Below are 13392 nucleotides of genomic sequence, written 5' to 3'. Positions count from 1 at the left end.
GATGTGGTTCTTGTTGCCGTTTTGTTGAAGGACTTTCGCCATGCAACTCGCGATTCGCCACGACACCGTTTATCGCTACGATGCGCCCGTGCATTATTCGATCCAGCAGTTGCGCCTCGCGCCGCTCACCACGTCGAGCCAGATCGTCACGCAATGGCATGTCGATGCTCCGGGCAAGCTCGACGCGAGCCGTGACGCCTACGGCAACACGCTGATGACGCTGGTGCTCTCGAAGCCGCACAACGAGATCCGGCTACGCGTGCGCGGCGAAGTGGAGACGGTGCCGCTCGCCGACGGTCGGTTGCCCGAAGGCGAGGGCCCGATTCCCGCCGAGCATTTCACGTCGCCCACGCGCCTGACCGAAGCCGACGACGCGCTCGCCGCGTTCGCGCACAGTCTCGCGCCGCTCGATAGCGCGGCCGCGCTGCTCGAGGCGGCGGCGCGCGTGACCGAGCGCGTGCGCTACGAAGCGGGCGTGACAGACGTCACGCACACGGCCGCGGATGCGCTCGCGATCGGGCGCGGCGTGTGTCAGGACCACGCGCACGTGATGTTGGCGCTGTGCCGCGCGCGCGGCGTGCCGGCGCGCTACGTGAGCGGCTATGTCGATCCCGGCGACGTGCCGGAGATGGCGAGCCACGCGTGGGTCGATGTCTGGCTCGACGGCGGCTGGGTCACGGTGGACGTCACGCATGCGTGTTTCGCGAGCGAGAAGTACTGCCGCATTGCCGTGGGCCGCGACTACGAAGCGGCGGCGCCGGTGCGCGGACGCCGCATCGGCGGACTGAACGAGACGATGGACGTGAACGTGCGCGTCAGCGCGCAGAGTGCACTGAGTGCGCAGCAATAGTTTTCTCGATATCGGAAAGGAAACTCAAGGAGACGACGCGTGTTTCGCATCGGCAACATCCGGTGCGTGGAGCGACGCGTCGAGGGAACAGCATGACCTACTGTGTAGCCATGGCCGTCGACGACGGCCTCGTTTTTCTCGCGGATACGCGTACCAACGCGGGCGTCGATCACATCAGCACGTCGCGCAAGATGGCCGTGTTCGAGGAGCCGGGCGAACGCGTGCTGGTGCTGCTCGTGGCCGGCAATCTGGCGATCACGCAGGCGACGCTACAGGTGCTCACCGAGCATCAGGACCCGGCGCGGCCCACGCTCTGGAACGTGCCGGGCATGGTCGAGGCGGCGCGGCTTGTCGGCGAGGCGGTGCGCGAGGTGCATCGGCGCGACGCCGAGGCGCTCAAGGCCTTCAACGTCGATTTCAATTGCAGCTTCATCCTCGGCGGGCAGTTGCGCGGTCAGCCGATGCGGCTGTTCCAGATCTACGCGGCGGGCAATTTCATCGAGACGTCGAGCGTCAATCCGTATTTCCAGATCGGCGAATCGAAGTACGGCAAGCCGATCATCGATCGCGTGCTGACGCCGCGCACGCCGCTCGACGAGGCTGCGAAATGCGCGCTCATTTCGATGGATTCCACCTTGCGCTCGAATCTCTCGGTGGGTTTGCCGCTCGATTTGCTCGTCTACGAGCGCGATGCGTTGCGCGTGACTCGCTATGCATCGCTCGATGAATCGAACGCCTATTTCGACATGCTGCATTCGACGTGGGGCGAGCGGCTGCGTCAGGTGTTCAGCGAGATTCCCGATCCGCTCTGGACCGATGGCGGCAGCGCGCCGCGTCACGAGCGCGTCGATCTGCCGATCGTCGCGCGGCCCGCGCACGACGGCGGCGGCACCGAGCCGCGTCTTGCGCAGACGCTCGCGCAAGGGCCGCAGCCCGGGCTGCCGCCGCGTAACACCTGACGCCTGATCCTTCGGCAGCTTCGGGCACGTCAGGCGCATCGGGGCACGTCGGGGCATGTCGGGGCATGTAAGGCCGCCGAACCGTCATGCGTGCGTCGCTTGCGCCGACGCACGCGGTATCCTCCCGTGAGACGTGTAGCCCGCGCGCGGCGCGCAGCCCGTGCGACTTTCGACCGGACACAGGAGACAGGTTCATGAAGCACGACGACCCGAAGCCCGAGGACCCGCACGAAGCAGGCGGCCCGCCGAGCGATCAGGGCAACGCACACGGCCCGAGCGGCCCCGACGATCCCACGCGTCGCCGCGTGCTGGGCGGCCTCGCGGCGGTGGGCGTGGGCCTCGCGATCGGCGGCTGCGAGACGACCGGGCCGGGCGCGACCGGCACGATGGGCTCGACGGGCGCGACGGGCGCGACGGGCGGACCCGGTGCGCCGCGCAGCGCGGCCGACGCGCGCGTGGATGCGGCGTTGCGCGACCAGGTGCGCCACATCGTCGTGATCTACGCCGAGAACCGTAGCTTCGTGAACCTGTACGGCGATTTTCCGGGCGTGCAGACGCCGCTTGCCGGTGTCGGCGCAGCGCGCTATACGCAGCTCGACCGCGACGGCAAAACCGCGCTCGCGCAGTTGCCGAAGATCTGGGGCGGGCTCGTTCCGCAGGCGCAGGAAGTCGGCGGCCGGCGCTACATGGTCGACGAGCAGGCCATCACGGGGCTGTCGAACGGGCCGTTCCGCATCGCCGACGCGCAGGGCCGGCCGCTGCCGAACGGCGTCATCACGCGCGACCTCGTGCATCGCTTCTATCAGAACCAGATGCAGATCAACGGCGGCCGCAACGACCAGTTCGCCGCGTGGGGCGACTCGGGCGGGCTCGTGATGGGCTATTACGAGAATTCGGCGGACTCGCTGAGGCTGTGGAAACTCGCCCAGCAATACACGCTTTGCGACAACTTCTTCATGGCCGCGTTCGGCGGTTCGTGGCTCAACCACATCTTCCTGATCTCTGCGCAGGCGCCGTTCTATCCCAACATCCAGGCGAGCCCGGCGAAGCATCTGGTTTCCGTGCTCGATGGCGACGATCCGCTCGGCACGCGTCTGAAAACGGCGGCGGCGAGTCCGGCGTCGGCGCTCGGCGGCCCGCCGAAGTTCGTGAACGACGGCCTGTTCACGCCCGACGGCTACGCGGTCAATACGATGGCGCCGCCGTATCAGCCGAGTAGTGTGCGTCCGGCCGAGGACGGCAATGCGGCGTGGGCCGATGCCGCCGATCCGCGCGTGTTGCCGCCGCAAACCTACGCGACGATCGGCGACCGGCTGTCGGCGAAGGGTGTCGACTGGGCGTGGTACAGCGGCGCCTGGCAGTACGCGCTCGACCATCGCGATACCGGCGCGGTGCCGGATTTTCAGTATCACCATCAGCCCTTCAACTACTTCGCGAGCTTTGCGCCGGGGACGGCGGAGCGCGCGCGGCACCTGCGCGACGCGGGCGTGGGCGACGATCCGGCCACCAACCGCCTGCTCGCCGACATCGACGCGGGCCGTCTGCCGACGGTGACCTTCTACAAGCCGCAGGGCAATCTGAACATGCACGCGGGCTATGCGGATGTGGAGTCGGGCGACCGGCACGTGGCCGCCGTCATCGAGCATCTGCAGCGCAGCCCGCAATGGGCCAACACGGTGATCGTCATGACGCACGACGAGAACGGCGGCTGGTGGGATCCGGTCGCGCCGCCCACGGGCGACCGCTGGGGACCGGGCTCGCGCATTCCGGCGCTCGTGATCGCGCCGTTCGCGAAGCAGGGTTACGTCGATCACACGTTCTACGACACGGCGTCGATCCTGCGCTTCATCAGCCGCGTGCACGGCCTCGCGCCGCTCGACGGCGTGGCGTCGCGCGACCGGGCGTTTGCCGAGCGCGGACAGACGCCGCCTGGCGATCTGACGGCGGCGCTCGATCTGGCCTGAGGTGAGCGAAGAGAGGTAATCGAACGCGAAGCGGGGAGGCGAGCGCCTCGCCCGCGCGAGCGGTGCTCATCGCAGACGCAGTTGCCGCTTTCGTGACTGGAGCGACTAACTGTCCGTCCGATCAATGGGTTGGCGTAATCTCCAGGAGGTTATCCCCAAAGTTTTCAACAAAAACTGTGGACAACTTTTTTGCGCAAAAAACGTGCATTTCTGCTGCTCCCGGCGCGCTTCTCTTTTTCTGTCAATGACTTAGGTGAAATGTCCCAAGGTTGCCCACAAGGCTGTGAACAAAATCTGTGGACAAGCCGCGCGGGGACGTGGCGCCTGGCGCCCGATCTGCTCTGATTGGAAACGTCGTGAACAAAACGATATGCATCAGGCACTTGGCGCACTCGTCCCAGGGTTACGCACAGGGCTGCCAACAAAATCTGTGGAGAACTTTGTCGCGTGATGCGTGAGCGTGCGAAGGCGGGCTTCGCGTGAGGGGCGAGGGAAGCGGCGACGGGATTGGCGCGATCAGGCGTCAGCGGCCTGCCAGACCAGCGCGACTGTCTGGAGGACGATGAGCGCGCGGGAAGTGGGCGTCCAGAGCGATGTTTTCACGTTGGGCGCGCAACGCCAGGCGCAGACCATCCACAGAAACAGTCCGGCCGCATAAAGCATGACGACGACCAGCAACGCGAGCGTCGATGCCTCGGCTTGCACGCACGCGCGCAGGATGAAGCCGGCAACGAGGCCGTAGGGGAGACCGAGCAGCCACCAAACCTTCCAGCACCGTTCCTGACCGCGCCATGCGTTGATAAACATCTTTGCCTCCTGTGCGAGTGGTCTTTGATCGTAAACCGATCTCAAAACTATGGATTACCTGGTAGTGCGTAGTGTGTCGCTCGTGAATGTGTGGCGACGCTGCACCAGTCGATCGCGGTTCCGGTTGGGAAAAGGCGGAGACACGACGAACTCAGAGTGCCATGAGCTATGAGACGCACCGGTTAGTCAAGCTGGTCGGTTTCCGGAACGGCAGAGGGAACGGCATGAAGTTACCGTGAAATCCGTCAATATGAGAGAAATGGTGGGGCGATGAGGTGATCAGATTGGAGCGCTGATTGTTAGGAAAATTCCGAGGTTGGGTACCACCTCGCGTCCTGTCTGCCTGCACTTGACGGCCGTCAAGCTGTGTTGCGGCCCTAAAGTGCAATATAAGATTCTCTGCTGGCCCGAAGGGCAGGGGCTCTCAGCCTAAGGGCGGTGCCACGCCCGCTGGTTCCTTACAGCGCCAGTCTCTAAACCGCGGCCGAGTTCCGATGTCTCTCGGCCGCGGGTATAGGGCTTTACTTAATTTCACGTTGCAACTTTTTTCTGGCCTTCGCGTCTGCCGCCTTTGTCGTGTGGTTTGATAGATAAGGAATGCAGATCAATCTGACGGGACGGCAATGGCCCCGGAACTTCTTGATTATTACCTGCGGCAGTTGACGTACGTCACGGGGCTGTTTAGTGAATTCGCACAGAAGCACCCAAAGATCGCCGCGAGGCTCGGCGCGCACGGGAACGAAGTACGCGACCCCTACATCGATCGACTGCTTCAGGCGTATGCATTGAGTGCGGCGCATTCGGAAATGCGCATTGACCGCTGGCCGCTTGAAATTCCACAGCGTCTGCTCGATTGCATTGATGTCAACTTTAATGCGCCTCTGCCGTCGCTGGGCGTGACGCGGTTCCAGCCCGACGCGAAGGGTGTGCATACGCCCGAGGGGGCGTTGTTGCCCCGCGATACGCGCCTGAGCATGGGTACGTCCGGGCCAGAATATTCCGATGGGCAAACCGAATGCGTGTTTCTGACGACGCAGGCCGTCACGATCTGGCCGCTGCGTATCAGCCGGGTCAGGCTTACCGGCATCCCTGCTGACATCCCCGCGATGTACCGCTACCTGCGCGACGGCGGGGATGTTTCGCGTGTGCGCGGTGCGATACGTCTGCGTCTGTCGTCGCTGAAAGAGACGCGCATTGCAAAGCTCGCAGGTCTGGACAGGCTGCCCGTGTATCTCTGCGGAGAACCGGCGCTCGCCTCGCAACTTTTCGAGCTGATTCATACGAGCGTGATCGGCATGGTAATGGGTGCGCCTGACGCGTTCGAGGGCGGTGAGCTGTATGGCATCGATCGCTCCGGGCGGCCCGCCATGCGCGTGGAGTACGAGGGGCTGGAGCCGGAGGGAAGTTTGCTGCGCCCGGTGCTGCCGAAGTGGCACGGGCAGAGGCTCGTGCATGACTTCTTCGCCATGCCGGAGCGTTTCTGGTTCTTCGCACTCTCGGGCCTCGCGGCGGGTCTCAAGGATATTCCCGGCGCTGAAGTAGAAATTGTGCTGCTGCTTTCGCGCGATGTTACGACGCTCGAACAGCAGGTCGATACGGATGATTTCGCACTGTACTGCACGCCCGTCGTGAACCTCACGCAGCAGCGAACAACGCGCATGGTGCTCGATCCGACGCAGGCGGAACACAGGCTTGTGTCTGCAGTTGGCAAGGCGACGGACTATCAGGTGCATTCGGTCGTGAAAGCGTATGCGCAGGTCGATGAGAATTCGCCCGTGCTGGGCTATGAACCACTCGACGTGGCGCTACCCGACGACACGCAGCGCACGCCGAGATACTTCCGGCTGTGTCGCACGCAGGAACTCATTCCAGACAACATGCGGCGCTACGAAACGCGCAAGGAAGCCGTGCAGACGCGCACGGCGATCCGGTTCTACGACGCACGGCACGAGCCTGACGACACGGATGTGACGCTGCTGGAGATCGACGCCTGGCTGACGAACGGCGATCTGCCTTGTGTGATGCCGCGCCGCGCGACCGGCGATCTGGATGTGAAGAACGCCAAAGCCGTCAACCGCGTGGATTTTGTGCGCGGCCCGACACCGCCTCGTCCGCCGTTGACGCTGGGTGCACGTGGCGATGCTGCGTGGCACCTGGTGTATCAGCTTCAACTCCCGCTTGCCGTGTTCGATGACGAGTCTGGCGATCCCGATCCGGGGGCGGGTCTCCGTCTGTGGCTCACGCATTACCTGTCTGCGGGCGACACGACGATGGCGCGCTTCCTCGCGAGCCTGTGCGGGGCATCGGTTGCGCCGGTGCTGGCCATGCACTGCATCGACGGCGACATGGCACCTATGCGTGGCCTCGCCGTGACGCTCACTTTCGATGAATCGAAACTTGAGGGCTGGTCTCCGTTCACATTTGCGCTTGCACTTGAGCGCTATGTCGCCCGTCACGTTTCCGGACTTTCCTTTACCCGCACCACGTTGCGCACGCTCCAGCGTGGCGAGGTCTTTACCTGGCCCACGCGTAGCGGTACGCGGGGCGTTCTCTGACGGAGAGTGATTCATGGCATGGAACACGCAGTCGCGCACGCTGGAAATAGTCAGCAACGCGATTCCCGAGTATTTCGGCAAGCCGGTCTTTGAAGTGGTGCGATGCCGGGGTGTGGAAAAGCTCGGCACGCTTTCCGATTACTGGATTGACGTGCAGACCATCGAGGCCAGCGGGCTTGAGCCTTCCACCATGGCGGATGTGGTTGATATCAGCAAGATACTCGGCCAGAACCTGACGCTCAAGATCGCCATCGACGGCAGCGGTACGCTCGGTGAAGGTGAAGTCAATGTGGGTGCGGGGGTGCGGGAGATCACGGGCGTGATAGGCGAAATGCTGTGCCTGGGTTCTGACGACCGGCGCATGTACTACCGGCTGCGGCTGCGCTGTTTTCTCTGGCTCGCTTCGCTGAACCGCGAGAATCGGCACTTCAGGGATATGGACGTGCTGCAGATCTCACACAAAATCCTGAGCCAGTACAAATTCAATGTTGACTGGGACAAGGTAATCGGCGCATTCAATGGCCGTCGCCCGTATCCGAAGCGCGACTACCAGCGGCAATTCTGGATGAGTGACTGGGATTACCTCAACCTGCTGTGGCAGGAATGGGGTCTGTGCTTCTACTGGGAAGGAAGCACGCTGGTGATGATTGATAACCACGGTTATCCGGGCCAGGACGAACCGTACAGGACGGTCCGGTATATCGAGCGCGGCGGCCAGCGTGTTGATGAGGAGCATATCCACAAGCTGAAGTATGGCCGAGGTTTGACCACGGGACAGGTGGTCTTGATGGACTACGACTATACGATGGCGGACGTGAATGGTTACGCGCGCAAAATGGGGCAGCGCAGCGACACCATGAACGATAACGCCGAGGAATATAACTGGGGCGACTACGCGCAGCCGATGCAGGGCGGCATGGGCCTGAACTCGGAACGCAATGACGAGGAGTTTGAGGGCGACCATCTGGCGCTGGTGCGCAGCGACGCGCATCGTAACAAGTCACTTGTTATCAAGGGTAGTGGGAACCTGCGCGGGTTGAAGGTTGGCCGCCAGTTCACGATCACCGGCTATCCGCTCAGACCGGTGAACCGCAAATACATCGTGACCGGGACCAAGTTCGAAATCGTGAACAACGATTCGGTCACGCAAAGCGGCGACAACGGGCGTGAATACTCCTGCCGCATGAAATTCACGGGTGTGCCGTCAGGCCACTATTACCGCATACCGCTGAAAGCGAAGAAGCCGCGCGCGTTCGCGGAAAAAGCCATCGTGACCGGGTGCGACAAGACCCCCGGCGTGTTCACCGATGCAATGGGACGTGTGCGCGCGAAATTCATCTGGGACCGGGAGAACCAGCTTGACGATGAGGCGTCGTGCTGGATACCGCCGATGCAGATCTGGCAGGGCAAACAGTATGGCGGGATATGGACGCCGCGCGTGGGTGATCACGTCTACATCGGGTTCGTGAACATGGACCCGGACCGGCCTTTCATCCTGGGCAGTCACGCAACGGACTACAACGCCGTGCCGTGGGAGCTGTACCACAATCACGCGCTTTCGGGATGGCGCAGCCTGAGTCTCGAAGGCTACGACAAAGGTTCCAACACGGTGGTGACGGACGATACACCAGGGGAACTACAGGTACAGGTCACGAGCGATCACGCACACTCGCGCTTTATCGCCGGCAACATCAGAAACATCGACGGTGACAAGGGCCGCACAAACGCGCGTGGCGAAGGTGTCGAAGTGGCCACCGAAGCGCATGCAGTCGTGCGGGCCAACAAGGGGGTGCTGCTGACGTCTGAATCGCGGGACGGTGCGACGGCTCCCGTTAAGGATATGGGCGAAACGGTGGCGCGTCTCACGCAAGCTCGCCAGCACCACGAGGAGCTGTCGCAACTGGCGCAGAAGCACAATGCGCAGGCGCCTGCGTCGAGCCAGGCTGACGTGACAGCGGCGATCAAGACGCAGAACGATGCAATCAAGGGCGGTCAGAAAACCGCTAACGACCCGTCGCCGGAAATGACGCGGCCAGATATTGTCGTTGCGAGCGCTGCGGGCATTGCCACAACGGCTACGGACAGCACCCATATGGCGAGTCGGCACGATCACGCGATCACAGTGGGGCGCGACTACAGCCTGTCGGCAGGGCGCTCAATGTATGCGTCCGTGGCTGGTTCGATATCGCTTTTCGCCTACCGGGACGGCATGAAATTCTTCTCGGCGAAAGGGCCGGTGCAGATAGAGGCACAGGGTGGCCCGATGTCGATCAAGGCGCTTGGCAATATCGAAGTGACCAGCTCGGAAGGAAAGATCACCATCAGCGCGGAGCAAGAACTCGTGCTAGCGGCAGGTGGCTCATTCATCCAGATCAATGCCAATGGAATTGTCAATGGCTCACCAGGGCCGATCCTGGAGAAAGGGGCAACGTGGAAGAAGGCTGACGCGGCGACCATGTATCCCCGGCTGACGACTTTTGTACCTCATCCGTTCGAATATTCCTGCGGGGAAGCGATTGGTTTAACAACTGCTAGTGAGCCAGCTCCTTCCCTTTCTGCGGTTTCGGAGCCACCCGCACCACACGCAAGAAAGGAAGATCGAACGAGCAAAGCCGCAAGCGGTTCTGCGAAAGCCACGAATACTACGAGTGCCGATACTTCTGCGAGTACGCGCTCGACCAGCGGTACTGCTTCGACAGCCTCTACAACCCCAATTGACCGCGCAGATTCGGGGGCCGTGGGCGCTAACTGTAGTTGGGCCGGTGTTGATTACAAAACTGACCCCAAGGATGAGGACGTCGAGAGTGGCGAGTATTACTACGTGGACTACCTTGGAAATCAAGTGATAGACGCAGCCACAAATACACCCAAATCAGTTAACTATACTGGTTATCAAGGTAAGTATCAGATTTCCTACGATAAAACAACAAAAATTATCACATTGACTGCACGTATCTTGCTTGAGCCGATGGAGATCGTCCAGACAGTGGATGGAGTGGCGAAGGTAGTCCCACATAACCATGATGTCGATTGGAATTCGAGTGACCCGACCCGCGTCAAACGACCGCGTGAAGTTAGCTCCATAGCGTCATTCATTGCAGCAGCAAAAGCTAAAATTGAACGAACGTTTAATCGCAATAATTATTATTTGGTGGATATTAGCTGTCCGCGTGGAAACGTATGTGGCGCGAAAGTTCCAGTTAGATTTGTGATCGAATTTTTGACGAGCGACCCAGATGGGAAAGCCCATAAGAAGATATCTCTGTACGAAAAATCACTCAGAGCGGATGCCGCAAATTGGGGCGAAAAAAGTTACAACAAAACTGTTAATAATGTCGATATTTATTATAGCTACGACAAGGAACAGGTCCACACGCATGAGGTTGGGCACATTTTTGGTTTTCCTGATGAGTATTATTGGGGGATGGGGGCGATTCACAAGACGTATATAAAATCAGATAAGTCTTTGAATTATCCGTTGGCAAAAAATAATCCCAATAAAGAGATTTGGCAAGGTGAAACCAGGAATACTTTGATGGGGGGCGGATGCCTAAGGCCTGAGGCGGAGACGCCGCCATACTACCTTGCGCATGTACTTAAATGGTTTCACGAGCAGAATGGCTCTACTTGGGCAGTGCGCGGCAACGTCCCCACACCAAATTCAAACTGACGAACAAAATTTTAATATGAATATGCGACGAGTAATTTTGTGTTTAGTTTTTTTAATGACTCATTTTACCTATAGTTTTGGTCGCGAGGGAGCAATGGAATTTGTTGTGCGTGAGTACAATGTTTATGATGCACCGACCTCTGTGTTGTTTGAGGGGGATTCTTATCAAATGATTTTGCGCGGAGATACGCGTGACGACGAAATGAAGGGTGTTGGTATATTTACTGGGCATATATCAACGGACGTGCTCTCTGAATTGCGGGGCAAGCTCAAGCAAGCTCCGCAGGACGAGGGGAGGTTCGTTTCAAAATCGCTGGTTGATAAGTACGTCAAGCGTTTCTTTAGAGAAGGGCAACGACTGTGCAAACTTGATGCCAAGATTGATGTAATCCCGAGTCGAAATGGGGGTTTGCTTGTCACGATTAAATTTATAAATTCTGGAAATGAGAGAATTGTTTTCGAAAATCCAGCGACTTGGGAGGGGGAGTCTAATCGAATTCTGGGGAGTTCAAACATTGCGGTACTTGGAAAACCAGCATCAAGTAATCAATCCGAAGATGTATATTTTTTGATTGATGACGTAGGAGGGGCGCAACTAGCTAATCCTGGAGCAAGTGATGCGGGGTCATTTTTAATAAATCCAGGTCAAGTTCGCAGTATTGAATTCGTAGCTTTTCCCGATAAGCCCATCAAGAGGGGTGAATATATAATCGCGGCGAATATCAGTATAAAACGGATCATGGAACCGGCGTTACTAAGCGGTGTAGTTGAGTTTGCATCGTTGAGTAGTCACGTTAATTTTTCCCGCGATTATCCCTCGACTCCTGAGGAAATCAAGGCGTTCAACGCCTATCTCAAAGCACATCCGTAGGAGTAACCGCATGGACTTCATCCGACTTGGCGATACAACCGATCACGGTGGCGCGGTCGTCACTGGTTCAGAGACGATGGAATACGAAGGCAGGTCTGTGGCCCGCAAGGGAGATTTCGTGGAATGTCCGCTACATCCCGAAATTAATCCGAACGTGATTGTGGAAGGTGATGACGACATCACCGATCACGGCATCCCGGTTGCCCGCAAGGGCCACCATGCCACATGCGGGTGCAGCCTGATTTCAAGTACCGAGTGATCTACCCGTGCCGCGTGGGTTCACGCGGCCCCTTCCAGCAAGGTAAATGATGGAGCGGACACAACTCGTGGCTGCCTTGCCGCCCGAATTGATCGAGCGCGTGCAGGACACGCCCTGGAAATACAGCTTCTTCGCGCTCATGCGCCGGGTCAGCGCGAACCCCGACATCGATCCGGTCGGCACGGCGCTTCTGTCAAAACGTGAACCGTTTCAGCTGGGCCAGAAGCCGAGCCTGATTTTCGCGCCCAGCGAGATCGCGGACGCGCGGGTGGTCAACGGCAAGTTGCGCATCCGCCTTTACAGCCTGGGCATGCTCGGGCCGAACGGCCCGTTGCCACTGCATGTCACGGAAATCGCCCGCGAGCGCGAAGAACATCGGCGCGATCCGACGTTGAGCAATTTCCTCGACATCTTTCATCATGGCGCGCTCGCGTTGCTTTACCGCGCATGGGCGTCGGCGCAATCGGTCGTAAGCCTCGACCGGCCCGAGCGGGACAGGTTTTCGTTCTACGTCGGCAGTCTGTCGGGCTGCATGTTCCGGTACACACGAACTGTATCGTTGCCTACGCACGCAAGGCTTGCCGCTTCGCCTCATCTGATACGCGAAGCGCGCAGTCCCGATGCGCTGGCCGCATCAACAGCCTGGCACTTTGGCGTGCCGGTGCGCATTGAGGAACTTTCGGATGACTGGATCGCGCTGCCCTCTGAGCTGCAATGCCGCATGGGGCAAGAGGTGGGAGCCGCCACGCTGGGGTGCGGAGCCATGCTGGGTGGTCACGTGTTCTCCCGGTCTCACCGTTTCTGCATGGTGATAGGGCCGGTCGATCTGGAAACGTATCAGCGCTTCACGCCGCAGGGAAAGGACTTGCTGCGGCTGATTGCCTGGGTGCGGGCGTACATCGGACGGGAGTATGAATGGCTGCTGGAATTACAGATTCGGCCGGATTGCATGCCGGAGGCAATGTTAGGGGATCAGCACAAATTGGGCTGGTCAAGCTGGATGGGGCGGCAGGCAGGTCGGCAGCCGGTGGTCGGTATGCGCATCGAACCTGAACAATATCTGAGGCAACTCGCAGTGGATGGTCGGAACGATGGACGAATGAGTCCGATGCTCCCTGTGGGCGGCGTGCACGATGTATCTTGTTGAACCGGCGCCGGCCTTTGCGGACAGAATATGGCTGTGATCGCGATCGTGACGCTGATGAATCCACAACTCGCAAGCCACCGATGCGAGCAGACGGCTGGCGGGCGGTGTGATCGGACGTATAAGCGTGGGGTTTGCAGGTCTGGTCGTGCTGTGTAATGCGGCGGTGAGTGTTCCGGAACTTACCGGGTCGCGCGCGTTCAGTCCGGGGTGATAGCGGGCGGAATCCGCGACTGTTCCAAATTTTGTGTGCAGCGCACCATATACAACCAAGCCAGTAAATATGAAAAATAGACGAAGGTGGCCGGATAGC

The 13392-nt window shown here is 60.0% G+C and carries 9 protein-coding genes; 8 read left to right on the top strand and 1 reads right to left on the bottom strand.

Annotation, left to right across the window (positions count from 1 at the left end; translation table 11 throughout):
• Window positions 1–40 precede the first annotated feature (40 nt).
• The 3 genes from G5S35_RS17925 (at window position 41) to G5S35_RS17915 (ending at window position 3773) form a co-directional block, all read left to right on the top strand.
• Window positions 41–850 (top strand): transglutaminase family protein, encoded by an 810-nt coding sequence (locus G5S35_RS17925; protein ID WP_065064971.1) that lies wholly within the window; start codon window positions 41–43, stop codon window positions 848–850.
• Window positions 851–942: 92 nt separating this feature from the next.
• Window positions 943–1809 carry a proteasome-type protease gene (locus tag G5S35_RS17920; protein ID WP_065064972.1) on the top strand — a complete coding sequence of 289 codons (867 nt, stop codon included), beginning with the start codon at window positions 943–945 and terminating at the stop codon, window positions 1807–1809.
• Between the two features lie 194 nt (window positions 1810–2003).
• Entirely contained in the window at window positions 2004–3773 is a 1770-nt protein-coding gene (locus tag G5S35_RS17915; protein ID WP_183039338.1) for an acid phosphatase, read from the top strand.
• Between the two features lie 516 nt (window positions 3774–4289).
• On the opposite strand, the gene G5S35_RS17910 is transcribed toward G5S35_RS17915, so the two are convergent.
• Entirely contained in the window at window positions 4290–4580 is a 291-nt protein-coding gene (locus G5S35_RS17910; RefSeq protein ID WP_074985883.1) for a hypothetical protein, read from the bottom strand.
• A gap of 623 nt (window positions 4581–5203) precedes the next feature.
• Here G5S35_RS17910 and tssF point away from each other — a divergent pair.
• The 5 genes from tssF (at window position 5204) to tssG (ending at window position 13082) form a co-directional block, all read left to right on the top strand.
• Complete coding sequence (gene tssF / locus G5S35_RS17905) at window positions 5204–7135, top strand: type VI secretion system baseplate subunit TssF (RefSeq protein WP_124261227.1); 1932 nt, start codon at window positions 5204–5206, stop codon at window positions 7133–7135.
• 13 nt (window positions 7136–7148) lie between these two features.
• Window positions 7149–10805, top strand: a complete 3657-nt coding sequence (locus G5S35_RS17900) for a type VI secretion system Vgr family protein (RefSeq protein ID WP_124261228.1) — start codon at window positions 7149–7151, stop codon at window positions 10803–10805.
• Window positions 10753–11676, top strand: a complete 924-nt coding sequence (locus G5S35_RS17895) for a hypothetical protein (RefSeq protein WP_183039480.1) — start codon at window positions 10753–10755, stop codon at window positions 11674–11676. Before G5S35_RS17900 ends, G5S35_RS17895 begins: the two co-directional genes overlap by 53 nt.
• A gap of 10 nt (window positions 11677–11686) precedes the next feature.
• The gene (locus tag G5S35_RS17890) at window positions 11687–11935 is read left to right on the top strand and encodes a PAAR domain-containing protein (protein WP_124261230.1); all 249 of its coding nucleotides are present in this window, start codon (window positions 11687–11689) and stop codon (window positions 11933–11935) included.
• A gap of 67 nt (window positions 11936–12002) precedes the next feature.
• Window positions 12003–13082, top strand: coding sequence for a type VI secretion system baseplate subunit TssG (gene tssG / locus G5S35_RS17885; protein ID WP_237181439.1), 1080 nt, complete (start codon window positions 12003–12005; stop codon window positions 13080–13082).
• The last annotated feature ends 310 nt before the right edge of the window (window positions 13083–13392 follow it).

The sequence above is a fragment of the Paraburkholderia tropica genome (assembly GCF_014171495.1).
Taxonomy (GTDB): Bacteria; Pseudomonadota; Gammaproteobacteria; order Burkholderiales; family Burkholderiaceae; genus Paraburkholderia; species Paraburkholderia tropica.
Note: the sequence above shows the minus strand (reverse complement) of the source record. Positions and strands in the feature narration are given on the sequence as shown.